The sequence below is a fragment of the Fuscovulum blasticum DSM 2131 genome, assembly GCF_003034965.1.
Classification (GTDB): Bacteria; Pseudomonadota; Alphaproteobacteria; order Rhodobacterales; family Rhodobacteraceae; genus Pseudogemmobacter; species Pseudogemmobacter blasticus.
Genome location: NZ_PZKE01000027.1, coordinates 1 through 22,172, shown reverse-complemented (window position 1 = coordinate 22,172; position 22,172 = coordinate 1). Strand labels below are relative to the sequence as shown.

At 66.7% G+C, this 22,172-nt stretch carries 24 protein-coding genes and 1 pseudogene; 14 read left to right on the top strand and 11 right to left on the bottom strand.

Annotated elements, in window-relative coordinates; all coding sequences use genetic code 11:
• The 8 genes and pseudogenes from C5F44_RS16640 to C5F44_RS18065 all read right to left on the bottom strand — a co-directional run.
• Positions 1-494 (bottom strand): annotated as a pseudogene (locus C5F44_RS16640) (biotin/lipoyl-containing protein); the annotation flags it as partial.
• A gap of 48 nt (positions 495-542) precedes the next feature.
• Positions 543-3,515 (bottom strand): 2-oxoglutarate dehydrogenase E1 component, encoded by a 2,973-nt coding sequence (locus C5F44_RS16635; RefSeq protein WP_107674669.1) that lies wholly within the window; start codon positions 3,513-3,515, stop codon positions 543-545.
• 142 nt (positions 3,516-3,657) lie between these two features.
• Complete coding sequence (gene sucD / locus C5F44_RS16630) at positions 3,658-4,542, bottom strand: succinate--CoA ligase subunit alpha (protein ID WP_107674668.1); 885 nt, start codon at positions 4,540-4,542, stop codon at positions 3,658-3,660.
• Between the two features lie 5 nt (positions 4,543-4,547).
• Positions 4,548-5,741, bottom strand: coding sequence for an ADP-forming succinate--CoA ligase subunit beta (sucC, locus tag C5F44_RS16625; RefSeq protein ID WP_107674667.1), 1,194 nt, complete (start codon positions 5,739-5,741; stop codon positions 4,548-4,550).
• 200 nt (positions 5,742-5,941) lie between these two features.
• Entirely contained in the window at positions 5,942-7,150 is a 1,209-nt protein-coding gene (locus C5F44_RS16620) for a hypothetical protein (protein ID WP_107674666.1), read from the bottom strand.
• Positions 7,151-7,444: 294 nt separating this feature from the next.
• Positions 7,445-8,116 (bottom strand): class I SAM-dependent methyltransferase, encoded by a 672-nt coding sequence (locus C5F44_RS16615; protein WP_235822662.1) that lies wholly within the window; start codon positions 8,114-8,116, stop codon positions 7,445-7,447.
• Positions 8,116-9,348, bottom strand: a complete 1,233-nt coding sequence (pepT, locus tag C5F44_RS16610) for a peptidase T (protein WP_107674665.1) — start codon at positions 9,346-9,348, stop codon at positions 8,116-8,118. Before pepT ends, C5F44_RS16615 begins: the two co-directional genes overlap by 1 nt.
• 4 nt (positions 9,349-9,352) lie before the next feature.
• A complete protein-coding gene (locus tag C5F44_RS18065) occupies positions 9,353-9,517 on the bottom strand; it encodes a hypothetical protein (protein WP_181318313.1) in 165 nt (54 codons plus the stop codon).
• A 134-nt stretch (positions 9,518-9,651) separates the two neighbouring features.
• Here C5F44_RS18065 and C5F44_RS16605 point away from each other — a divergent pair, with 134 nt between their 5' ends.
• A complete protein-coding gene (locus C5F44_RS16605; RefSeq protein ID WP_107674664.1) occupies positions 9,652-10,869 on the top strand; it encodes an aminotransferase-like domain-containing protein in 1,218 nt (405 codons plus the stop codon).
• 74 nt (positions 10,870-10,943) lie between these two features.
• On the opposite strand, the gene mdh is transcribed toward C5F44_RS16605, so the two are convergent.
• Positions 10,944-11,906 carry a malate dehydrogenase gene (gene mdh / locus C5F44_RS16600; protein ID WP_107674663.1) on the bottom strand — a complete coding sequence of 321 codons (963 nt, stop codon included), beginning with the start codon at positions 11,904-11,906 and terminating at the stop codon, positions 10,944-10,946.
• Positions 11,907-12,089: 183 nt separating this feature from the next.
• On the opposite strand from mdh, the gene C5F44_RS16595 reads away from it, so the two are divergent.
• Entirely contained in the window at positions 12,090-12,842 is a 753-nt protein-coding gene (locus C5F44_RS16595; protein ID WP_107674662.1) for a sulfite exporter TauE/SafE family protein, read from the top strand.
• Positions 12,843-12,922: 80 nt separating this feature from the next.
• On the opposite strand, the gene C5F44_RS16590 is transcribed toward C5F44_RS16595, so the two are convergent.
• Positions 12,923-13,135, bottom strand: coding sequence for a CsbD family protein (locus C5F44_RS16590; RefSeq protein WP_107674661.1), 213 nt, complete (start codon positions 13,133-13,135; stop codon positions 12,923-12,925).
• A 238-nt stretch (positions 13,136-13,373) separates the two neighbouring features.
• Here C5F44_RS16590 and C5F44_RS16585 point away from each other — a divergent pair, with 238 nt between their 5' ends.
• The 11 genes from C5F44_RS16585 to C5F44_RS16535 all read left to right on the top strand — a co-directional run bounded on the left by C5F44_RS16585 (position 13,374) and on the right by C5F44_RS16535 (position 20,713).
• Positions 13,374-14,234, top strand: coding sequence for an HpcH/HpaI aldolase/citrate lyase family protein (locus C5F44_RS16585; protein WP_107674660.1), 861 nt, complete (start codon positions 13,374-13,376; stop codon positions 14,232-14,234).
• 39 nt (positions 14,235-14,273) lie between these two features.
• Positions 14,274-14,825 carry an NnrU family protein gene (locus tag C5F44_RS16580; protein ID WP_235822661.1) on the top strand — a complete coding sequence of 184 codons (552 nt, stop codon included), beginning with the start codon at positions 14,274-14,276 and terminating at the stop codon, positions 14,823-14,825.
• Position 14,826: 1 nt separating this feature from the next.
• The gene (locus C5F44_RS16575; RefSeq protein WP_107674659.1) at positions 14,827-15,030 is read left to right on the top strand and encodes a DUF1737 domain-containing protein; all 204 of its coding nucleotides are present in this window, start codon (positions 14,827-14,829) and stop codon (positions 15,028-15,030) included.
• A gap of 73 nt (positions 15,031-15,103) precedes the next feature.
• Positions 15,104-16,132, top strand: a complete 1,029-nt coding sequence (locus C5F44_RS16570) for a MaoC family dehydratase (RefSeq protein WP_107674658.1) — start codon at positions 15,104-15,106, stop codon at positions 16,130-16,132.
• A 227-nt stretch (positions 16,133-16,359) separates the two neighbouring features.
• Positions 16,360-16,746 (top strand): succinate dehydrogenase, cytochrome b556 subunit, encoded by a 387-nt coding sequence (sdhC, locus tag C5F44_RS16565; protein ID WP_107674657.1) that lies wholly within the window; start codon positions 16,360-16,362, stop codon positions 16,744-16,746.
• Positions 16,743-17,126, top strand: coding sequence for a succinate dehydrogenase, hydrophobic membrane anchor protein (locus C5F44_RS16560; protein ID WP_107674656.1), 384 nt, complete (start codon positions 16,743-16,745; stop codon positions 17,124-17,126). Before sdhC ends, C5F44_RS16560 begins: the two co-directional genes overlap by 4 nt.
• 10 nt (positions 17,127-17,136) lie before the next feature.
• A complete protein-coding gene (gene sdhA, locus C5F44_RS16555) occupies positions 17,137-18,939 on the top strand; it encodes a succinate dehydrogenase flavoprotein subunit (RefSeq protein WP_107674672.1) in 1,803 nt (600 codons plus the stop codon).
• Positions 18,939-19,307, top strand: a complete 369-nt coding sequence (locus C5F44_RS16550) for a hypothetical protein (RefSeq protein ID WP_107674655.1) — start codon at positions 18,939-18,941, stop codon at positions 19,305-19,307. The genes sdhA and C5F44_RS16550 overlap by 1 nt, the downstream gene beginning before the upstream one ends.
• Positions 19,304-19,630, top strand: a complete 327-nt coding sequence (locus C5F44_RS16545; protein WP_181318312.1) for a hypothetical protein — start codon at positions 19,304-19,306, stop codon at positions 19,628-19,630. The genes C5F44_RS16550 and C5F44_RS16545 overlap by 4 nt, the downstream gene beginning before the upstream one ends.
• Positions 19,627-19,929: a hypothetical protein gene (locus tag C5F44_RS16540; protein ID WP_235822660.1), complete on the top strand. Its 303-nt coding sequence runs from the start codon at positions 19,627-19,629 to the stop codon at positions 19,927-19,929. The genes C5F44_RS16545 and C5F44_RS16540 overlap by 4 nt, the downstream gene beginning before the upstream one ends.
• A 4-nt stretch (positions 19,930-19,933) precedes the next feature.
• Positions 19,934-20,713 (top strand): succinate dehydrogenase iron-sulfur subunit, encoded by a 780-nt coding sequence (locus C5F44_RS16535; protein WP_107674654.1) that lies wholly within the window; start codon positions 19,934-19,936, stop codon positions 20,711-20,713.
• A gap of 57 nt (positions 20,714-20,770) precedes the next feature.
• Here C5F44_RS16535 and mtnA read toward each other — a convergent pair whose 3' ends face one another.
• The gene (gene mtnA / locus C5F44_RS16530) at positions 20,771-21,856 is read right to left on the bottom strand and encodes an S-methyl-5-thioribose-1-phosphate isomerase (RefSeq protein ID WP_107674653.1); all 1,086 of its coding nucleotides are present in this window, start codon (positions 21,854-21,856) and stop codon (positions 20,771-20,773) included.
• 95 nt (positions 21,857-21,951) lie between these two features.
• Here mtnA and C5F44_RS17875 point away from each other — a divergent pair.
• On the top strand, positions 21,952-22,172 hold a 221-nt coding region (locus tag C5F44_RS17875; RefSeq protein ID WP_146161974.1), incomplete at its 3' end, for a hypothetical protein.

The following is a 22,172-nucleotide window of genomic DNA, read 5'->3' as shown; positions in this document are numbered from 1 at the left end:
CGGGCCACGTCTTCCTTCATCACGCGGCCGTCGCGGCCGGTGGCCTGCACCTGATCCGGGGTCAGGCCGGCTTCGGCCATGGCCTTGCGGGCCGAGGGCGAGGCGGCGGTTTCCGCCACGGGGGCCACGGCCGGGGCCGGTGCCGGGGCGGCAGCGGCGGGCTTGGGCGCCTCGGCCTTGGCGGCGGGGGCGGCGGCTGCGGCGCCTTCGGTCACGATGGCCAGCCGGGCGTTGGCGGCCACGGTCGCGCCTTCGGGGGCCAGGATTTCGGCCAGCACACCCGTCACGGGCGAGGGCACCTCGACGGAAACCTTGTCGGTTTCCAGTTCGCACAGCATTTCGTCCTGCTTCACGGCGTCACCCGGTTTCTTGAACCAGGTGGACACGGTGGCCTCGGACACGGATTCCCCAAGAGCGGGCACCATCACGTCAGTCATCGTTGTCTCTCTCCCGCGCCATGCGGCGCCACTTCGTTCCGGTCGGGCGCGCGGCCCGGGTGTTGGTCGGGGCTGCCCGGGGCGCGTGTCCCGGGCGGCGGTGCATCAAAGGGTCAGCGCGGTGTTGACCAGCGCGGTCTGTTCGGCCTTGTGCCGGCTGGCAAGCCCGGTCGCCGGGGCGGCGGCGGCCACGCGGCCCGCATAGCGGGCGCGGGTGGTGGTGCCGCGGACACGGGTCAGCAGGGTTTCCAGTTCCGGTTCGATGAAGGACCAGGCGCCCTGGTTGCGCGGCTCTTCCTGGCACCAGACGAATTCGGCCTTGGAGAAGCGCGCAAGTTCGGCCGTCAGCGAAATGGTCGGCACCGGGTAAAGCTGTTCGATGCGCAGAAGATAGATGTCGTCGATCCCGCGCGCGTCGCGTTCGGCCAGCAGGTCGTAATAGACCTTGCCCGAGCACAGCACGACGCGCTTGATCTTGTCATCCGCCTTGAGCTTGGTTTCCGAATGGCCCTTTTGCGCATCGTCCCACAGCACGCGGTGGAAGGACGACGGCTTGAGGAAGTCTTCGGCATCCGAGACGCACATCGGGTGACGCAGCAGCGATTTCGGCGTCATCAGGATCAGCGGCTTGCGGAAATCGCGGTGCAACTGACGGCGCAGGATGTGGAAGTAGTTGGCCGGCGTCGTGCAGTTGGCGACGATCCAGTTCTCTTCCGCGCTGTTTTGCAGGAAGCGTTCCAGACGGGCCGACGAATGTTCCGGCCCCTGGCCTTCCATGCCATGCGGCAGCAGCACCACAAGGCCCGACATACGCAGCCATTTCGATTCCGACGAGTTGATGAACTGGTCGAACATGATCTGCGCGCCGTTGGCGAAGTCGCCGAACTGGGCTTCCCACAGGGTCAGGGCGTTCGGTTCGGCCAGCGAATAGCCGTATTCGAAGCCCAGAACCGCATATTCCGACAGGGCGCTGTCGATCACCTCATACCGGGCCTGACCGGCGCGGATGTGGTTCAGCGGGTAGTAGCGTTCCTCGGTGGTCTGGTCGACCCAGCCCGAATGACGCTGGCTGAAGGTGCCGCGGGTACAGTCCTGCCCGGCCAGACGCACCGGGAAGCCCTCGGTCTGTAATGACCCGAAGGCCATCGCCTCGGCCGTGGCCCAGTCGAAGCCCTTGCCCGAGCGGAACATTTCCTTCTTGGCCTCAAGCTGGCGGGCCACGGTCTTGTGCAGGTCAAAGCCTTCGGGCACGCGGGTCAGCCCGGTGGCCAGATCGTCCATCGTCTCGCGGGCGATGAAGGTTTCGCCACGCTGATAGTTTTCCAGATCCTTCGGCTGCATGTTCTTCCAGCGCCCGTCCAGCCAGTCGGCCTTGTTGGGCTTGAAGTTTTTGCCGGCCTCGAATTCTTCATTCAGGCGGGCCTGGAAGGCCGCCTTCATGTCCTCGATCTCGCCTTCGGGGATCAGGCCGTCCGCCACCAGACGTTCGGTGTAAAGCTGCAGCGTGGTCTTCTGCTTGCGGATGCGGTTGTACATCGCCGGGTTGGTGAACATCGGCTCGTCGCCTTCGTTGTGACCGAAGCGGCGATAGCAGAACATGTCGATGACCACGTCCTTGTGGAACTGCTGGCGGAACTCGATCGCCACCTTGGCGGCGTGAACCACGGCTTCGGGATCATCGCCATTGACGTGGAAGATCGGCGCCTCGACCATCAGCGCGATGTCGGTCGGATAGGGCGACGAGCGGCTGAACGACGGCGCGGTGGTAAAGCCGATCTGGTTGTTCACCACGATATGGATGGTGCCGCCGGTGCGGTGGCCCTTGATGCCCGAAAGCTGGAAACATTCGGCCACGACGCCCTGGCCGGCAAAGGCCGCGTCGCCGTGCAGCAGGATCGGCAGGACGGTGATCCGCTCATCGGGGCTGTCGCCGTTCTGGTCCTGCTTGGCGCGGACCTTGCCCAGAACCACGGGGTTCACCGCCTCAAGGTGGCTGGGGTTGGCGGTCAGCGACAGGTGGACGGTGTTGCCGTCGAAGGTGCGGTCGCTGGAGGCGCCAAGGTGATACTTAACGTCACCCGAACCTTCCACGTCCTCGGGCTTGTAGCTGCCGCCCTGGAATTCGTGGAAGATCGCCTTGTAAGGCTTTTGCAGCACGGTGGCGAGGATGTTCAGCCGGCCGCGGTGCGGCATCCCGAAGATGATTTCCTTCAGCCCAAGCTGGCCGCCGCGCTTGATGATCGCTTCCAGCGCGGGGATCAGCGCCTCGCCGCCATCAAGGCCGAAGCGCTTGGTCCCGGTGTATTTGACGTGGCAGAACTTCTCGAACCCTTCGGATTCGACCAGCTTGTTCAGGATGGCGCGGCGGCCTTCGCGGGTGAACTGGATCTCCTTGCCGTAGCCTTCGATCCGTTCCTTCAGCCAGCCGGCCTGTTCCGGGTCAGAGATGTGCATGTATTGCAGGGCAAAGGTGCCGCAATAGGTGCGCTTCAGGATGTCGATGATCTCGCGCATCGAGGCATGGGTCAGGCCCAGCACGTTGTCGATGAAGATCGGCCGGTCCATGTCGGCTTCGGTGAAGCCGTAGGAGGCGGGGTCCAGCTCGGGGTGGTTGCCGCGTTCGGTCATCCCCAGCGGATCAAGGTCGGCGGCCAGGTGGCCGCGAATCCGGTAGGCGCGGATGATCATCAGCGCGCGGATGCTGTCCACCACGGCGCGCTGAAGCTGCGCCTCGGTCAGGTTGACGCCCTGTTCGGCGGCCTTGGCGGCGATCTTCTGCGCGGCGGCCTTGCTGTCGGCCTTGGCCGGCGCGGGGGCTGCCCATTCGCCGGTCAGGGCGGCGGTCAGGTCATCGCTGGGTGCGGGCGGCCAGTCGGTGCGGGCCCAGGACGGGCCTTCGGCGGCCCGCTTGGCATCAAGCTCGCTGTCGCCCAGGGCGCGGAAGAACTCGGCCCATTGGGCATCGACGCTGTTCGGATCGGCGGCATAGCGCGCCTGAAGCTGGTCGACGTAATCCGCGTTCGCGCCATCCAGGAAGCTGGAGGCGTGGAACTGGCTGTTGGGGATCTGTTCGGTCATCGGTCCTTGCCCTTTGCGGGAGTGGGCGTGTTGAGGAGAGGTGGCTTGGGCGCGGCCTCCCCTCCGCGCCCTTGCCTTCATTCTGTCTTGCCGCCCGCAAGGGGCGGGGCCTCGGGCGGCGGGGCCGCCCGAAGTGCGGGCCTCAGCCCTTGATCGCCTTCAGCACGGCTTCGCCCAGACCGGCGGGGCTGTCGGCCACGACGATGCCGGCGGATTTCATCGCCTCGATCTTCGAGCCCGCGTCGCCCTTGCCGCCGGCCACGATGGCGCCGGCATGGCCCATGCGGCGGCCGGGGGGGGCGGTGCGGCCGGCGATGAAGCCGGCGGTGGGCTTCCAGCGGCCCTTCTTCTTTTCATCGGCCAGGAACTGCGCGGCCTCTTCCTCGGCGCTGCCGCCGATTTCGCCGATCATGATGATCGAGGTGGTCGCCGGGTCGGCCAGGAACATTTCCAGCACGTCGATATGTTCGGTGCCCTTGATCGGGTCGCCGCCGATGCCGACCGCAGTGGTCTGGCCCAGGCCCACGTCGGTGGTCTGCTTCACGGCCTCATAGGTGAGCGTGCCAGAGCGCGACACGACCCCGACCGACCCTTTCGAGAAGATGCTGCCCGGCATGATGCCGATCTTGCATTCGCCGGGGGTCAGCACGCCGGGGCAGTTCGGCCCGATCAGCCGCGAGTTGGAATTGATCAGCGCGCGCTTCACGCGCATCATGTCCAGCACCGGGATGCCTTCGGTGATGCAGATGATCAGCGGGATTTCGGCGTCGATCGCTTCCAGGATCGAATCCGCGGCAAAGGGCGGCGGCACATAGATCGCGGTGGCATCGGCGCCGGTGCGTTCGGCCGCCTCATGGACCGAGTCAAAGACCGGCAGGCCCAGATGGGTGGTGCCGCCCTTGCCAGGCGTCACGCCGCCGACCATCTTGGTGCCATAGGCAATGGCCTGTTCGCTGTGGAAAGTGCCTTGCGAGCCGGTGAAGCCCTGGCAGATGACTTTGGTGTTCTTGTTGACGAGAACGGACATGCGCTTCAGCCTTTCACCGCTTTGACGATCTTCTTGGCCGCGTCGGACAGGTCGTCTGCCGCGATGACGTTCAGGCCGCTTTCGTTGATGATCTTCTTGCCAAGGTCCACGTTGGTGCCTTCCAGGCGCACCACCAGCGGCACCTTCAGGCCCACTTCCTTGACCGCGGCGATCACGCCTTCCGCGATGATGTCGCAGCGCATGATGCCGCCGAAGATGTTGACCAGGATGCCCTTCACGTTCGGGTCGCTGGTGATGATCTTGAACGCCTCGGTGACCTTTTCCTTGCTGGCGCCGCCGCCCACGTCCAGGAAGTTGGCCGGTTCGGCGCCATAGAGCTTGATGATGTCCATGGTGGCCATCGCCAGACCGGCGCCGTTCACCATGCAGCCGATCTCGCCATCCAGCGCGATGTAGTTCAGGTCGAACTTCGAGGCGGCCAGTTCCTTGGGGTCTTCCTCGGTCTCGTCGCGCAGGGCGGCGATGTCGGGGTGACGGTAGATCGCGTTGCCGTCAAAGCCCATCTTGGCGTCCAGCAGCTTGAGATTGCCGTCCTTCAGCACGCAGAAGGGGTTGATCTCCAGCATGTCCATGTCTTTTTCGGTGAACAGCCGGTACAGGTTCTTGACGATGCCGACGCATTGCTTGACCTGCGGCCCGGTCAGCCCCAGCGCAAAGGCCACGCGGCGACCGTGGAAATCCTGCAACCCGGTGGCCGGATCGACGGTGATGGTCAGGATCTTTTCCGGCGTCTCATGCGCCACGTCCTCGATGCTCATCCCGCCTTCGGTCGAGCAGACGATCGAGATGCGGCTGGATTTGCGGTCGATCAGCAGGGCAAGATACAGCTCGCGCTCGATGTCGGAACCGTCCTCGATGTAGATGCGGTTCACCTGCTTGCCCGCTTCGCCGGTCTGGATGGTGACAAGCGTGCGCCCCAGCATCTGGCGGGCGAATTCGGCGGCCTCGGCCACGCTGCGGGCCAGCCGGACGCCGCCCTTCTCGCCGGCTTCGGCTTCCTTGAAGTGACCCTTGCCGCGACCGCCGGCATGGATCTGCGCCTTGACCACCCAGAGCGGTCCGTCCAGCTCGCCCGCGGCGGTCTTGGCCTCTTCGGCCTTGAGCACGACGCGACCGTCCGAAACCGGAATGCCGTAGCTGCGCAGCAGCGCCTTGGCCTGATATTCGTGGATGTTCATCGCAGATGTCCCGTCCTTCGTTCGCTTTGGCGGCGTTCTGGCACGGAACCGCCCCGGCCACCAAACGCAAATATGTGTTCGGGCGGCTTTCGGGGCGGGAAAATGCCGTTTGTGATCACAGTTGGAAAACGTGTGATCACAAGGCGGAATCGCACCGCCGCAAGGGCCGCGATGGCAGCGCTAACGCGATTCGTGGATGCTCAGTTCAGGAACACGGCGAAGAGCATACTTTCGCCCATCACCAGATCTTCAAAGGCATTCCACGCCTCCATCGAGGCCTGCGGCCCCTTGCGGGCATAGGGCAGGAAGGCCTCGCCCTGGATCATGGCGATCAGATCCACCGGCGGCGGGGTCTCGAACAGCCTGGCGATGTCGATCCCGGCCTCTGCGCCATAGCGCCAGTGCGGCACCAGCACCTCGCCCTTCAGCATCCGTTCGGCCTCGGCCAGAACGGCCAGCCAGTGGTCGCCGGTGCCGGGCGGGGTGTTCAGGCCCAGGGCCGAAACCTGGGTGTCGTTCGGCACCCATTCGCCCTGATTGTCGGTCTCGGCCTTGACCAGCGCCCAGAAGCGGCGGTTTTCGGTGATCATCGCCAGCAGATGCGTATGCGCGGCGCGGGTCAGCGCCGGATCGGGCGTCTGCGCCAGCGCCTGCAGGATGATGGCCACGCGGTCCACCTGGTTGCCGAACATCATGTCATAGGCATTGGCGGGCGGCGTGGTGCCCCACAGATCCTTCATCGCCTTGGTCGAGGCGGCGATGCGGTCCACCACCGGGGCCACGTCATAGGCCTGCGCCACGCTAACGAAGGAAGACAGGAAATGCGTATAGGCCGACAGCCAGGCGGCATCGGCGGTGTCGAAGCGGATCACCGGATCGGCCACATCCACCGCCACCGCGCGGCTGCCGCCGAAGGTCAGCCCCGCGACATCGCCCACGCCTTCGCCTTCATCGCGGGCGCCGTTCATGTTGATGTCGAACCACAGGTCCGACAGCGCGATTTCCAGCGCGAAATCGGCCTCGCCCAGCGTCTCCAGCGCGCTGCGGGCGCCGTCCATGTTGGTTGAAACCCCGTCCAGCAGCGCGGCAAGATCGGCCGAGGTGAAGGGCCGTGCCGCAGGGTTCTGCGGGATCGGCAGGCGCAGGATCGGCAGTTCCGACCAATCGGCCTGCAACCCGGTCTGCCAGCGCAGTTGCAGCGCCTGTTCAACGCCCGACAGGAACCGCAGCCCGGCCAGCGCAAACAGGTCGGGCGGGGTGGGATCGCTCAGCGCGGCAAGGCGCGCCTCGGTCGCGGCGATGCCGGTGCTGCCGATTTCGGCCGACAGGGGCGAGCGTTCGGCGAAGGCCAATGTGGGGGCCAACACGGGGGCCAGCGCAAGGGCGGTGGCAAGAAGAACAGAACGCATGGGCCAAATCTCCGGTCATCACATTGGCCCGCAGGATGCGCCCGGGGGCCGGTGGGGGTCAAGGCAGGCCGGGGTGGGGAATTCCCCCGGCCTTGTCAAACGGAGCGACCGCGCAAGCGCGGCCGCACATCTTTTCTCTCGCCTCTGGTCCGCGCAGGGCGCGGCCCAACCGGCTCGGGCGTCGGCCTCCGGCGGGGATATTTCAGGACAGATGACATCAGGGCGGGCCTTTGCCCCTTCAACTTGGTCCAAATACCCCGGGGGTGCGGGGGCAGCGCCCCCGCTTGCCCGGCGTCACACCGGGATCAGCGCCAGAAGCTGCTGGCCGCGCGGCAGGCGGCGGGGGCGCCATTCGGGGGCGAAGCCGGCGGCGCGGGCTTCGGCCTCGACCTCGGCCGCGTAGCGGTGCCAGGGCGGGCGGTCGGGGTGGGTGACCACGCCGTCCGGCTGGCGCAGCGGGCCGCTGTGCCCGTCCGGTGCCAGGAACAGAGTGACCAGCAGCCGGCGCAACCGGGGAAAGCGGGCGCGCAGGCTGTGCAGCGCCGGCGGCAGCGCGTCGGCGGGCAGGTGGGTGAAAACGGCGAAGGCCAGCGCCATGTCGATGCTGTCGGGCAAGCCGGGAAAGGCGAAAGCCGCATCCTCGATCAGGTTCCCGATGGGCAGCCGGGCGCGGGTGGCCTCGTCCAGCTCCGCCTCATACCCCCGGCGCATCAGCGCGCCCGAGGCATCGGTGCCCCAGTAATGGCCGGGGTCCAGCCAGGCGGCGGCGCGGTGGCCCAGCCGCAGGCAGCCGCAGCCGATGTCAAGCAGCCGGTCGCCGGGCTGCAGGCCTTCGTCCCGCAGCAGCGCCATCTGCACTGAGGCGGTTTCCGACCAGCGGCCACCCACGATGTCGCGGTGGCGGCCGGCGGCCAGCGCCTTGTCATAGAAATCCGGCGCGAGATAGGGCGAGGGCGGGCGGCCCATCAGCCTTGGGCGGCGCGGCGGGCGATGCCCTGCATCAGCTCGGTCGCGCGGGCCATGTCCTGCACCGAAATCCATTCCAGCGGGCCGTGCAGTTCCTGCATCCCGGTGAACAGGTTGGGGCAGGGCACGCCCATTTCCGTCAGGCGCGATCCGTCGGTGCCGCCCCGGATCGGCACCGAGACCGGCTCGATCCCCAGATCGCGGGCGGCATCGCGGGCCAGATCGACCGGCGTCATGTCCTTTTCCAGCCAGTAGCGCATGTTGCGATACTGCTGGCGGATGGTGCAGGTGATTTCGGCGCGGGGTTCGCCCGCCTGCACGGCGGCACAGGCGGCGCGCAGGATTTCGCCCTTCTGCGCCAGCCCATCCAGTTCAAAGTCGCGCAGGATGAACTTGATCGTCATGTCGGACGACCCGCCGGTCATCTCGGTGGCATGGATGAAGCCGTCGCGGCCATCGGTCACTTCGGGCTGCATTGTGGCTTGCGGCAGCGCGGCGATGATCTTCGACGCCAGCGTGATGGCGTTGACCATCTTGCCCTTGGCGGTGCCGGGGTGGATCGAGACGCCCTTGACGGTGACGGTCGCGCCATCGGCCGAGAAACTTTCGTATTCGATCTCGCCCACCGCGCCGCCGTCGAAGGTATAGGCGAAGTCGGCGCCCAGATCGGCGGGCAGGCGCTTGTCAACGCCGCGGCCGATTTCCTCGTCCGGGGTGAAGGCAAGGCGCAGCGTCGGGCGCGGGCTGTCCGAGGCCAGCAGCGCGCGGGCGGCGGTCAGGATCACGGCGATGCCGGCCTTGTCATCGGCGCCCAGCAGGGTGGTGCCGGAGGCGGTCACGATGTCATGGCCCACCTTTTCGGCCAGATAGGGCGAAACCTCGGGCGTCAGCACCAGCGCGGGATTGTCGGGGAAGGTGATGGCGCCGCCGTTGTAGCCCCGGATCACCCGCGGTTTCACGCCAGTGGCGTTGAACTGCGGCGCGGTGTCCATATGGGCCAGAAAGCCGATGACCGGCCCCGGCGCGGTGCCGGGGATCGTGGCCAGAACGGCGCCGTATTCGGTCAGCCGCACGTCCTGCGCGCCGATCTCCTGCAACTCCTGCACCAGAAGGCGGGCAAGGGTAAGCTGGATTTCGGTCGAGGGAGAGCTGGCGCTGTCTTCGTCGCTTTGCGTGTCGATGGCGCAATAACGGGTCAGGCGGGCGCAAAGCTCTTCGTGCAGGGCAGACATCGGGTCAGGCTTTCTTCTTGGCTTCGGCGGCGGCCTTCATGCGGGCCAGCAGGGCGGCCTTCTTCTCGGCCTCGGTCTGCTTGGCGTTGGGGGCACCGCGGCGGGGCAGGTCCAGCGCGTGATGGGTGTCCTTGGCGTTTTTCGGATTGCCGGATTTGGAGTAGTCCATGGCGGCCTCGGGGGTTGGGGGTTTCCCCCTGCTGTGACGCAATGCGGGCACGGGGGCAAGGGGGAGGGCCCGGTTGCCTGTTGACATTTCCTTGCGGCTGATTTCTGCCGGGCGGGCAAAATCGGAGGCATGTCATGGACTGGGGTTCGATCCTTTCGCAGCGGATGTCGCGGATGAAGGCATCCGAGATTCGCGAGCTGCTGAAACTGCTGGACCAGCCCGAGATCATTTCCTTTGCCGGCGGGATTCCCGACCCGGCGCTGTTCCCGGTCGAGGATTACCAGAAGGCGCTGGCCGGTGCCCTGACCGGCGAGGCGGCGGCGGTGTCGCTGCAATATTCGGTCAGCGAGGGGTATCTGCCGCTGCGCCGCTGGCTGGCGGCGGAAATGGGCCGGCTGGGCGTGGTCTGCGGGGTGGAAAACATCTTCATCACCTCGGGGTCGCAACAGGCGCTGGATTATCTGGGCAAGCTGCTGCTGAGCCCCGGTGACACGGCGCTGGTGAACTGGCCCACCTACATGGGCGCGTTGGGCGCGTTCAACGCCTATGAGCCGGCCTATCTGCGATTGAACGGCAACCTTGGCGCGGCCGAGGTGCGGGCCGAAGCGGCGGCCAGCGGCGGGCGGCCCAAGTTCGCCTATCTGTCGGCCGATTTCGGCAACCCCACCGGCGAGACGCTGGACCGCGCGGGGCGCGAGCAACTGCTGGATCTGGCGACCGAGCTGGACATCGCGGTGATCGAGGACGGCGCCTATCAGCACCTGCGCTATGAGGGCGAGGCGATCCCGCCGATCCTGGCGCTGGAACAGGCGCGGGTCGGCAGCATCGAGAACTGCCGCACGCTGTATTGCGGGTCGTTCTCCAAGACGCTGGCGCCGGGGCTGCGGGTGGGCTGGGTCTGTGGCGCTTCGGCGGCGATCCAGCGGCTGGTGCTGCTGAAACAGGCGGGCGATCTTCATTCCAGCACGATCAACCAGATCGCCACCGCGCAGGTGGCCGAAACGGTGTTCGCCGCCCATGTCGAACAACTGCGGCAGGTCTATGGCCGCCGTCGCAGCCTGGTGCTTGAGGCGCTGGCGCGCGAAATGCCCGAAGGCGTGACCTGGACCCGGCCCGAAGGCGGCATGTTCGTCTGGCTGACCCTGCCCGAAGCGATTGACGGCGCCGAACTGCTGGCCCATGCGCTGAAGCATCAGAAGGTGGCCTTCGTGCCGGGGCGGGCGTTCTTTGCCGATGGCACGAACGGCAACACCATCCGTCTCAGCTTCTCGCTGCACGAAAAGCCCGCGGTGGACGAGGGCGTGCGCCGCATCGGCCAGGCTATCCGCGAGATGATGGCCCGCCCGGCGTAAGGGCGACGCCAGAGAGGGAAATGAAAACGGGCGCCCCTGTGGGGCGCCCGTTTCAATTCTTGCGGTGTCGGCGATCAGGCCAGCGTCGGGTCGATCGTCTTGCAGGCGGCGACAAGGCCCTTCACGGCGTCGATCGACTTGTCCAGCATCGCCTGTTCGTCGGCGTTCAGCTTGATGTCCACGACACGCTCGATGCCGCCGGCGCCGATCACGGTGGGCACGCCGACATACATGCCGTCAAGCCCGTAGGCACCCTTGACATAGGCGGCGCAGGGCAGGAGGCGCTTTTGATCCTTGAGATAGGCTTCGGCCATTTCGATGGCGCTGGTGGCGGGCGCATAGAAGGCCGAGCCGGTCTTCAGCAGGCCCACGATTTCGGCGCCACCGTCACGGGTGCGCTGCACGATGGCATCCAGCTTTTCCTGCGTGGTCCAGCCCATGGCCACCAGATCGGGCAGCGGGATGCCGGCGACGGTGGAATAGCGGGTCAGCGGCACCATGGTATCGCCATGGCCGCCCAGAACGAAGGCGGTGACATCCTTCATCGAGACGTTGAATTCGACCGACAGGAAGTGGCGGAAGCGGGCGCTGTCCAGCACGCCGGCCATGCCCACCACCTTGTTGTGCGGCAGGCCCGAGAATTCGCGCAGGGCCCAGACCATGGCATCCAGCGGGTTGGTGATGCAGATCACGAAGGCGTTCGGGGCGTGCTGCCTGATGCCTTCGCCAACCGACTTCATCACCTTGAGGTTGATGCCCAGCAGGTCATCGCGCGACATGCCCGGTTTGCGCGGCACGCCGGCGGTAACGATGCAGACATCCGCGCCGGCGATGTCGGCATAGGAATTGGTGCCCTTCATCACGGCATCAAACCCTTCGGACGGGCCGGATTGGGCGATGTCCAGCGACTTGCCCTGCGGGGTGCCTTCGGCGATGTCGAAAAGGATGACATCACCAAGTTCCTTGATGGCGGCAAGATGGGCGAGCGTGCCGCCGATCTGGCCGGCGCCGATGAGGGCGATCTTGGGACGGGCCATGCTGAAAATCTCCTGCAGGTTTGGGACGGACGGGATTGTGGATACGTCGAGTCGCGGCGAGGGGTAGCCGCTAATCCGGGCTGTGTCCAGCCGTGGCGATGTGAACAGTATACCATTGTATGCAGAAAATTCCGCCTTCCGGTTTCCTGTCCCCGGGGTTAGCGGTAACGCGCGGAGGCATGCATGGACGGAACGGCTTTCTGGGTGGCGGCGGTGATCGCGTCGGTGCTGGTCGGCATGGGCAAGGGCGGAATTCCGCTGGTCGGCATGTTGGGCGTGCCGGTGCTGGCGCTGGTGATTTCGCCGGTGGCGGCGGCGGGCCTGCTGCTGCCGGTCTATGTGGTGTCAGACATGTTCGGCCTTTGGGCCTATCGGCAGGCCTATGACCGGCGGGTGCTGGCGATCCTGCTGCCGGGCGCGGTGGCGGGCATCTGGGTGGGCTGGGCGACGGCGCGGCTGGTGCCCGAGGCGGCGGTGACGGCGCTGGTGGGGGCCATCGGGCTGGCCTTCGCGGCGAACCTGCTGCTGCGGCGCAAGGGCGGGCCGATGGCGCGGCCGGCGCGTGTGACGCCGGGGCTGTTCTGGGGTGCGGTGACGGGCTTCACCAGTTTCGTCAGCCATTCCGGCGCACCGCCCTATCAGGTGTATACCCTGCCGCTGGGAATGCCCAAGGCGGTGTTCGCGGGCACGGCGACCATTGCCTTTGCGGTGATCAACGCGGTCAAGCTGCTGCCTTACTGGCAGTTGGGCCAGTTGAACCCCGGCAATCTGAAGATCGCGGCGCTGCTGTCGGTGCCGGCGGCGCTGGCGGTGTTTGCCGGGGTGCGGCTGGTGCGCTGGCTGCCGGAACGGGCGTTCTTCGGCATCGTCACCTGGTCGCTGCTGCTGATCTCGGCCAAGCTGGTGTGGGACGGGCTGCGCGGCCTGACCGGCTGACCGGCAAAAGGAAGGGGCACCCCTTTCGGGGCGCCCCGGTGCGTGCGTTGACCGGCCTGACTGTCAGGCCCTGTCGGCTGTCAGACCTTGTCGACACCCTTCTTCACGGCGTCGGCCGCGTTCTTGACGGCCTCCTTGGCCTTGCCGACGGCCTGCTGCATCTCGCCCTTGCGCTCTTGCGCAAAGCCTTCGGCCTGCAGCTTTTCGTTGCCGGTGGCCTTGCCCACGGCCTGTTTCACATTGCCGGCTGCCTCATTGGCGAGACCCTTGATCTTGTCGGTGGCGCTGCTCATCGCAGACTCCTTCCTTGAAGTGAGGGAACGGCACATTGCCGGCAGGCCACGCATCGGCGGCCCACGATGGGCATATGGGGCGCAATCCGCGCAGGCCAAACCGGGTCGGCGGGAGACAGCCGATTGCCGGGGCCTGCGCTGCATCCGCAGCAGAAATTCTGCAATGCGGCGCGAAGGGGCTTGCCGAAAATGCCGCAGCTTGGCATCACGGCGCAATATTATTGCCCGGAGAAGAATCATGTCCCGCCCCTGCCGTTCCGTTCTGTATATTCCGGGGTCCAAGGAACGGGCACTGGAAAAGGCCTGCACGCTGCCTTGCGACGCGATCATCTTCGATCTGGAAGATGCGGTCGCGCCCGATGAAAAGGCCCATGCGCGCGATCTGCTGGCGCGGGCCCTGCGCGATTTCGATTATGGCGGGCGGCTGCGGATCGTGCGGATCAACGGGTTCGATACCGAATGGGGCCGGGCCGATGCGGCGGCGATGTCCACCGCCATTGCCGGCGGCGCGCGGATCGACGCGGTGCTGGTGCCCAAGGTGAACCGCGCCGCCGATCTGGACACGGTGGCGGCGCTGCTGCCCGGCGCCGATCTCTGGGCGATGATGGAAACGGCGGCGGGGATGCTGAACGCGGCCGAGATTGCGGCGCATCCCCGGCTGAAGGGCATGGTGATGGGCACCAACGACCTTGCGCGCGAGTTGAACAGCCGCTTCCGCGCCGACCGTCTGCCGATGCAGGCCGGGCTGGGGCTGTGCCTGCTGGCCGCCAAGGCGCATGGCAAGCTGATCATCGACGGCGTCTACAATGCCTTCAAGGATGAAGAGGGGCTTTGGGCCGAATGTCATCAGGGCCGCGACATGGGCTTTGACGGCAAGACGCTGATCCACCCCGCGCAACTGGCCGTGGCCAACGCCGCCTTTGCCCCAAGCGAGGCCGAGATCGACCTCGCCCGCCGCCAGATCGCCGCCTATCAGGCGGCCGTGGCCGAAGGCCGGGGCGTGGCGGTGCTGGACGGCCGGATCGTCGAGAACCTGCATGTGGCCACCGCGCGCGCCACGCTGGCGCGGGCCGAAGCGATTGCGGCGCTGGCCGATTGACGGCAGGGTGCGGCCAGGCAACCTGAAAGCGAGGCACCCGTGTCCTTCATCCTTCTGATCCTTGGCGTCGCGCTCTGGTGGGCGGCGCATCTGTTCAAACGGCTGGCCCCGGCCGCCCGCGCCCGTCTGGGCGACCCCGGCAAGGGGCTGGTGTCTCTGCTGCTGCTGGCCTCGGTCGCGCTGATGTATTTCGGCTATGACCCCGCCGCCGGCCCCGTCTGGTGGGGGCGCAATGGCGCGCTGGTGGGCATCAACAACCTGCTGATGTTCGGCGCGGTGTTCCTCTACGCCGCCGACGGGATGCGCGCGCCCGTCATCGGGCGGATGCGCCACCCGCAACTGACCGGCTTCAAGCTCTGGGCCACGGCGCACCTTCTGGTGAATGGCGATCTGGCCAGCTTCATCCTGTTCGGCGGCCTGCTGGCCTGGGCCGTGGTCGAGGTGATCGTGATCAACCGCAGCCAGCCCGGCTGGACGCCCAAGCCCACCAAGCCGGGCCGCAACCTGCCGGCCCTTGGGGCCGCGGTGGTGACGCTGGTGGTGATCATGCTGATCCACAACTGGCTGGGCTATACGCCCTGGGGCGCCTGAGATGCGGCTTTATCGCTTTCTCAGTGACGACGACACCAGCGCCTTCTGCCACAAGGTCAGCGCGGCGCTGGCCAAGGGGTGGGAGCTGCACGGATCGCCCAGCTATGCCTTCGACGCGGCGCGCGGGGTGATGCGCTGCGGGCAGGCCGTGGTGAAGGAAGTGCCGGGCACCTATGACCCGGACATCAAGCTGAGCGAGATGTAGGCCGCAGGCGGCCCCGGGGCTTCACGCGAAGTCCGGGGCCGCCTGGCCGGACTGTTGTTGAGGGAAGAGACGCATGAAAACCAATCCGGGCCGGTTCTTCGAGGATTACCGTCTGGGCGAGACCATCGTCCATGCGGTGCCGCGCACCCTGTCGGGGGGCGAGCGGGCGCTGTATCACGCGCTGTATCCGGCCCGGGGCGCGCTGTATTCCAGCGACGATTTCGCCCGCGCCTGCGGTCTGCCCGCCGCGCCGCTGGATGACCTGATCGCCTTCCACACCGTCTTTGGCAAGACGGTGCCCGACATCAGCCTGAACGCCGTGGCGAACCTTGGCTATGCCGAGGGGCGCTGGCTGGCCCCGGTCTGGCCGGGCGACACGCTGCGGTCGGAATCGACGGTGATCGGGCTGAAGGAAAACTCGAACGGGAAATCGGGCGTGGTCTGGGTCCGCACCCGTGGCCTGAACCAGCGGGGCGAGGCGGTGCTGGAGTATGTCCGCTGGGTGATGGTGCGCAAGAACCGCGCCACCCCCGCGCCCGAGCCGGTTGTGCCGGATCTGCAATCCGTGGTGCCCGCAACGGCGCTGACGGTGCCCGCCGGGTTGGATTTCCGCAATTACGATTTCACGCTGGCGGGCGAACCGCACCGCTGGGGCGACTATGCGCTGGGCGAAAAGATCGACCATGTGGATGGCGTGACCGTGGAAGAGGCCGAGCATATGCTGGCCACCCGGCTGTGGCAGAACACCGCCAAGGTGCATTTCGACGCCACCTTCCGCGAGGACGGCAAGCGGCTGATCTATGGCGGCCATGTCATCAGCCTGGCGCGCGCGCTGTCGTTCAACGGGCTGGCCAATGCGCAGATGATCGTGGCACTGAACGGCGGCGCCCATGCCAACCCCTGTTTCGCGGGCGATACGGTCAAGGCCTGGTCGGAAGTGCTGGACCGCGCCGAAACCGCCGCCCCGGGCGTGGGGGCGCTGCGGCTGCGGCTGGTGGCCGTCAAACAGGGGGCCGAGCCCTTTGCCCTGCGCGACGAGGCCGGCAAATACCGCCCCGAAGTGCTGCTGGATCTGGACTACTGGGCGCTTGTGCCGCGCTGACACGCGGCCCGGGCGACCGGCCGGCGGCTGAGTCGCCGGGAGGGTAAAAACTGTGATCACGCCCTTGAAAAATGTGATCACATTCAGGAAAAACCTTGGATGATAACGCCAACATCCGATTTCGGCCCCTTCTGAGGGCGTGACTTTGGAGAGAAAGCCGTTATTCAGGGCGTAATAACGAGCGCGCCAACCGGAGACCGGGACGGCCAGCTACGAAGGGAACCGCGATGGCGAACGCAAAGCAGGTCGAAAGGCCCCTGTCCCCGCATCTGCAAATCTACCGTTGGCAGTTGCCCATGATCACCTCGATCCTGACACGGGTCACCGGCCACGCGCTGATCTTCGGCGGGCTGATGGTCTACTGGTGGCTGTTCTGCGCCGCCGTCAGCGACGAATATTTCCAGATCGCCAATGCGGTCGCGACAAGCTGGTTCGGCGACATCGTGCTGACCGGCTCGCTCTGGGCGGTCTGGTATCACTATCTGGCCGGTCTGCGGCATCTGGTGTTCGACGCCGGCCACGGGCTTGACGTGCCCACCGCCACCAAGCTGGGCTGGGGCCTTATCATCGGTTCGGTCGTGCTGACCGTCATCACAATCCTGGTGGTCCAATGACACGCCCGAAACGCTATCTGACCCCCCGCAAGCGCGCCGAAGGCAAGGGCGCGGCCCATGTCGGCACCGAACACCACTGGTCGATGATGGTCAGCGCCGTTGGCCTGGCCTTTCTGGTGCCGGTCTGGCTGATCATCGTCGGCAAGGCGCTGGGCAGTTCGCGCGCCGATGTGCTGGACACTTTCTCGCAGCCCTTCCCGGCCATTCTGACCGGGCTGGTGCTGATCGTGGGCCTGCGCCATTTCGTGATGGGCGCCCAGATGATGAGCGAAGACTATTTCCGCGGCACCCGGCGCAAGCTGGCGCTGATCGGCGGGGTGGCCTTCGGCTGGACGGTCAGCGCCATCGGCCTCTACGCGCTGGTCAAGATCGCGCTCTGAAGGAATGACCATGACTGCTTATCCGTATGAAGTGCATGACTATGACGTGGTCGTGGTGGGGGCTGGTGGCGCGGGTCTGCGCGCCACGCTGGGCATGGCCGAACAGGGCCTGCGCACGGCCTGCGTGACCAAGGTCTTCCCGACCCGCAGCCACACCGTTGCGGCGCAGGGCGGCATCGCGGCCAGCCTTGGCAACATGGGCCCCGATAGCTGGCAATGGCACATGTACGACACGGTGAAGGGCAGCGACTGGCTGGGCGACACCGATGCGATGGAATACCTTGCGCGCGAGGCGCCCAAGGCCGTGTACGAGCTTGAGCACTATGGCGTGCCCTTCAGCCGCACCGAGGAAGGCAAGATCTACCAGCGCCCCTTCGGCGGCCATACCACCGAATTCGGTGAAGGCCCGCCGGTGCAGCGCACCTGCGCCGCCGCCGACCGCACCGGCCACGCCATCCTGCACACGCTTTATGGCCAAAGCCTCAAGCAGCGGGCCGAGTTCTACATCGAATATTTCGCGCTGGACCTGATCATCACCGACGGGCGCTGCACCGGCGTGGTGGCCTGGAAGCTGGATGACGGCACCATTCACGTCTTCAACGCGAAGATGACGGTTCTGGCGACCGGCGGCTATGGCCGCGCCTATTTCAGCGCTACGTCGGCCCATACCTGCACCGGCGACGGCGGCGGCATGGTGGCCCGCGCGGGCCTGCCGCTGCAGGACATGGAGTTCGTGCAGTTCCACCCGACCGGCATCTACGGTTCGGGCTGCCTGATCACCGAAGGCGCGCGCGGCGAAGGCGGTTACCTGACCAACGCCAATGGCGAACGGTTCATGGAACGCTACGCCCCGCACTACAAGGATCTGGCCCCGCGTGACTATGTTTCGCGCTGCATGACGCTGGAAATCCGCGAAGGCCGCGGTGTGGGTCCGAACAAGGACCACATCCACCTGAACCTTTCCCACCTGCCGCGCGAATCGCTGGAACTGCGGCTGCCCGGCATCACCGAAAGCGCCCGCATCTTCGCCGGCGTCGATCTGCACAAGGAGCCGATCCCGGTTCTGCCGACGGTGCATTACAACATGGGCGGCATCCCCACCAACTATTGGGGCGAGGTGCTGAACCCCACGAAGGACAACCCCGACGCCGTGTTCCCCGGCCTGATGGCCGTGGGCGAGGCGGGTTGCGCCAGCGTGCACGGGGCGAACCGCCTTGGTTCGAACAGCCTGATCGACCTGGTGGTCTTCGGCCGTGCCGCCGCGATCCGCGCCGGTTCGGTGGTGGACCGCAACGCCGACATCGGGCCGGTGAACAAGGTCGAGGTGGACAAGGCCCTGTCGCGCTTTGACGCGCTGCGCCATGCGAACGGCGCCATTCCCACCGCCGAGCTGCGGCTTGAGATGCAGAAGACGATGCAGGCCGATGCCGCCGTGTTCCGTACCGAAAAGACCCTGGCCGAAGGTGAGGTCAAGATGACCGCCATCGCCGGCAAGATGGGCGATCTCAAGGTGACCGACCGCAGCCTGGTCTGGAACAGCGACCTGATGGAAACGCTGGAACTGACCAACCTGATGCCGAACGCGCTGGCCACGATCTATGGCGCCCATGCCCGCACCGAAAGCCGCGGCGCCCATGCGCACGAAGATTACCCCGCGCGCGACGATGCCAAGTGGCGCAAACATTCGCTGGCCTGGGTTGATGGCAACAAGGTCACGCTGGACTATCGCGCCGTCCACACCGACCCGCTGACGACCGAGGACGAGGGCGGCATCAGCCTGAAGAAGATCGCCCCGGCGGAGCGCAAGTTCTGATGCGCGCCGTTGCGGCCCTTGCCCTGGCTCTGGTGCTGCCGGCCTGCGTGGCCGGCCAGTCGATGATGCAGGAAACCACGCGCGGGCTGGCCCGCAACGCGGTTGATTCCGCGGCGGGCAAGTATCTGCCGGGCGTTCCGGTCAAACCCTATACCGATTGCATCATCAACAATTCCACCACGGATGAGTTGATGAAACTGGCCGGCGCGGCCGGGGCCGGTGACGCGCAGGCGGCGGCCACCAAGGCCTGGCCGGTGGTGCAGGGCGTGGCCAGCCGGCCCGACACGCGGAATTGTCTGGTGCAGGCGGTTTCGTCCGGCGATGCTCTGCTCAAGGCGCAAGGCCTTGCCGTAGGGGGGCTGGAATGATCAGGATGCTTCGCTTCGTGCTGCCGGTTCTGGCAATCGGCACGCTGGCCGCCTGCGATCCGCAGGCCGTGGCCGACAAGACCATGCGCCGCGTCGCCTATGACGTGGTGTTCCCGGTGGTCAACCGCGACATGCCGGCGGGGCCGGCGGCCTCGGCCACCAACTGCATCCTGGATGCGGCGACCATGCCGGAAATCCGGATGCTGGCCCGCGATACCGGCGTTGAAGCCGGCACGCAGACCAAGGAAAACATCCGCAACCTGGCCCTGCGCCCCGGCACACAGGCCTGTTTCGCCGCCGCCGGCGTGCCGCCGGTGAAATGATGCGGGCCGCGTTCGCCCTTGCCCCGGTTCTGGCGCTTCTGGCCGCCTGCGGCCCGATGACCGTGCAGCAGGCCGAACGCGCCTGTTACGACCGTGCCCGTCTGGCCCAGAAGCCGCGCGGCGAACTGGCCATCGGCACCAATTCGCGCGGCCGTACCTCGGGCGAGCTGGAGATTTCGGTCTCCAGCGACTGGCTGACCGGCAAAGACCCTTCGGCGGTTTACGAAACCTGCGTGATGTCCAAATCCGGCGAGCCGCCCCGGCGGCCGCTTTATGACCGACCTGACTGGAAAGGCTGACCTCATGGTCCAGTTGACCCTGCCCAAGAATTCCAAGATCCGCACCGGCAAGACCTGGCCCAAGCCGGCGGGGGCAAAGAACCTGCGCACCTTCCGCATCTACCGCTGGTCGCCGGATGATGGCGAAAACCCGCGGATCGACACCTATTTCGTCGATATGGACAGTTGCGGCCCGATGGTTCTGGACGCGCTGATCAAGATCAAGAACGAGATCGACCCGACGCTGACCTTCCGCCGGTCCTGCCGCGAAGGCATCTGCGGGTCTTGCGCGATGAACATCGACGGCATCAACACGCTGGCCTGCATCTATGGTCTGGACGAGATCAAGGGCGACGTGAAGATCTACCCGCTGCCGCATATGGAAGTGGTCAAGGATCTGATCCCCGACCTGACGCATTTCTACGCCCAGCACGCCAGCATCATGCCCTGGCTGGAAACCAAGACCAACCGCCCCGGCAAGGAATGGAAACAGTCCATCGCCGACCGCAAGAAGCTGGACGGTCTTTATGAATGCGTGATGTGCGCCTCGTGCAGCACGTCCTGCCCCAGCTACTGGTGGAACAGCGACCGCTATCTTGGCCCGGCGGCCCTGCTGCACGCCTATCGCTGGATCATCGACAGCCGGGATGAGGCGACCGGGCGGCGTCTGGATGCGCTGGAAGACCCGTTCAAGGTTTACCGCTGCCACACCATCATGAACTGCACCAAGACCTGCCCCAAGGGGCTGAACCCGGCCAAGGCGATTGCCGAGATCAAGAAGATGATGCTGGACCGGGTGATCTGATCCCCGGCCCGGTTCTGAGGGGGGAAGGCCGCACCCGCAGGGGCGCGGCCTTTTTCATTACGGGGCAAGGTCGGGGAACATCGCCCGCAGCGCGGACGGGTTGGCCGCGCAGACGCCGCGTTCGGTGATCAGCCCGGTCACCAGCGTGGCGGGCGTCACGTCGAAGGCGGGGTTCGCCGCCCCCGTGCCGGTGGGCGAGATGCGGACCTGAACGATCCGCCCTTCCGGGTCCAGCCCCTGCACATGCGTCACCTCGGCGGGGCTGCGCTCCTCGATCGGGATTTCCGCCACCCCGTCTTTCACCCGCCAGTCGATGGTGGGCGAGGGCAGGGCAACATAGAACGGCACGCCATTCGCCCGCGCCGCCAGCGCCTTGAGATAGGTGCCGATCTTGTTGCAGACATCGCCGTTTGCGGTGGTGCGGTCGGTGCCGACGATCACCATGTCCACCTGCCCGTGCTGCATCAGATGGCCGCCGGCATTGTCCACGATCAGGCTGTGCGGCACGCCATGCGCGTTCAGTTCCCATGCGGTGATCTGCGCGCCCTGATTGCGGGGCCGCGTCTCGTCCACCCAGACATGCACGTCGATCCCGGCATTGTGGGCGTGGTAGATGGGGGATGTGGCGGTGCCCCAGTCCACCGTGGCGGGCCAGCCGGCGTTGCAATGGGTCAGGATGTTCACCCGGCCGCCCTTGCGCGCGGCGATGGCCTTGATCAGCGCCAGCCCGTGCAGGCCGATCTGGCGGTTCAGCTCCACATCCTCATCGGCAATCGCATCGGCCAGCGCCAGCGCGGCGGCGGCGCGGTCGGCGGCGGGAAGGGGGGCCAGCGCCGCGCGCATCCGGTCCAGCGCCCAGCGAAGGTTGATCGCGGTGGGGCGGGTTGCGTGCAGCACCTGCCAGTGATCGTCCAGCGCGCTGTCTGACGCATCCGCCCGCAGCGCCACGGCCATGCCATAGGCCGCCGTCGCCCCGATCAGCGGCGCGCCGCGCACCCACATGTCGCGGATCGCGGTGGCAAAGGCCGCCCGGTCGGACAGGGCCACCACCCGCACCTCATGCGGCAGCCAGCGCTGGTCGATGATCCTGACCGTCTCGCCCGCGCGCCAGATGGAGCGGAAGGGGGTGCCGTCGATCTTCATGGGGGCCTCCGGGTCTGGGACGGGGCGATTTAGAGCCGCCCCTTGCCGGGCTGCAAGGGGTTCCGCCCGCGCGGGGGGCGTGGCAGAACCGCGCGATGCTGATCCTGCTGCCGGTTCTTCTGGTGGCGGTGCTGGTCTGGATGTGGATCACCCGCCGCAATTCCACCCTGACGCGCGCCTGCCGCTGGCGCCGCGACCGGCGCCAGGCCGAAGATGCCTGGCGCTGTGCCGCCTGCGGCGCAACGGCCCGCGGGTCCGAGCCGCGCGACTGCCTGCGCCCGCCGCGCGGCCCTGCGCCCGGTGCGGGCCGGCACGG

Excerpts from the sequence above, each read along its gene's own strand:
- C5F44_RS16635 (WP_107674669.1), bottom strand. The coding sequence starts at position 3,515 with ATGACCGAACAGATCCCCAACAGCCAGTTCCACGCCTCCAGCTTCCTG.
- sucD (WP_107674668.1), bottom strand. The coding sequence starts at position 4,542 with ATGTCCGTTCTCGTCAACAAGAACACCAAAGTCATCTGCCAGGGCTTC.
- sucC (WP_107674667.1), bottom strand. The coding sequence starts at position 5,741 with ATGAACATCCACGAATATCAGGCCAAGGCGCTGCTGCGCAGCTACGGC.
- C5F44_RS16620 (WP_107674666.1), bottom strand. The coding sequence starts at position 7,150 with ATGCGTTCTGTTCTTCTTGCCACCGCCCTTGCGCTGGCCCCCGTGTTG.
- C5F44_RS16615 (WP_235822662.1), bottom strand. The coding sequence starts at position 8,116 with ATGGGCCGCCCGCCCTCGCCCTATCTCGCGCCGGATTTCTATGACAAG.
- pepT (WP_107674665.1), bottom strand. The coding sequence starts at position 9,348 with ATGTCTGCCCTGCACGAAGAGCTTTGCGCCCGCCTGACCCGTTATTGC.
- C5F44_RS18065 (WP_181318313.1), bottom strand. The coding sequence starts at position 9,517 with ATGGACTACTCCAAATCCGGCAATCCGAAAAACGCCAAGGACACCCAT.
- C5F44_RS16605 (WP_107674664.1), top strand. The coding sequence starts at position 9,652 with ATGGACTGGGGTTCGATCCTTTCGCAGCGGATGTCGCGGATGAAGGCA.
- mdh (WP_107674663.1), bottom strand. The coding sequence starts at position 11,906 with ATGGCCCGTCCCAAGATCGCCCTCATCGGCGCCGGCCAGATCGGCGGC.
- C5F44_RS16595 (WP_107674662.1), top strand. The coding sequence starts at position 12,090 with ATGGACGGAACGGCTTTCTGGGTGGCGGCGGTGATCGCGTCGGTGCTG.
- C5F44_RS16590 (WP_107674661.1), bottom strand. The coding sequence starts at position 13,135 with ATGAGCAGCGCCACCGACAAGATCAAGGGTCTCGCCAATGAGGCAGCC.
- C5F44_RS16585 (WP_107674660.1), top strand. The coding sequence starts at position 13,374 with ATGTCCCGCCCCTGCCGTTCCGTTCTGTATATTCCGGGGTCCAAGGAA.
- C5F44_RS16575 (WP_107674659.1), top strand. The coding sequence starts at position 14,827 with ATGCGGCTTTATCGCTTTCTCAGTGACGACGACACCAGCGCCTTCTGC.
- C5F44_RS16570 (WP_107674658.1), top strand. The coding sequence starts at position 15,104 with ATGAAAACCAATCCGGGCCGGTTCTTCGAGGATTACCGTCTGGGCGAG.
- sdhC (WP_107674657.1), top strand. The coding sequence starts at position 16,360 with ATGGCGAACGCAAAGCAGGTCGAAAGGCCCCTGTCCCCGCATCTGCAA.
- C5F44_RS16560 (WP_107674656.1), top strand. The coding sequence starts at position 16,743 with ATGACACGCCCGAAACGCTATCTGACCCCCCGCAAGCGCGCCGAAGGC.
- sdhA (WP_107674672.1), top strand. The coding sequence starts at position 17,137 with ATGACTGCTTATCCGTATGAAGTGCATGACTATGACGTGGTCGTGGTG.
- C5F44_RS16550 (WP_107674655.1), top strand. The coding sequence starts at position 18,939 with ATGCGCGCCGTTGCGGCCCTTGCCCTGGCTCTGGTGCTGCCGGCCTGC.
- C5F44_RS16545 (WP_181318312.1), top strand. The coding sequence starts at position 19,304 with ATGATCAGGATGCTTCGCTTCGTGCTGCCGGTTCTGGCAATCGGCACG.
- C5F44_RS16540 (WP_235822660.1), top strand. The coding sequence starts at position 19,627 with ATGATGCGGGCCGCGTTCGCCCTTGCCCCGGTTCTGGCGCTTCTGGCC.
- C5F44_RS16535 (WP_107674654.1), top strand. The coding sequence starts at position 19,934 with ATGGTCCAGTTGACCCTGCCCAAGAATTCCAAGATCCGCACCGGCAAG.
- mtnA (WP_107674653.1), bottom strand. The coding sequence starts at position 21,856 with ATGAAGATCGACGGCACCCCCTTCCGCTCCATCTGGCGCGCGGGCGAG.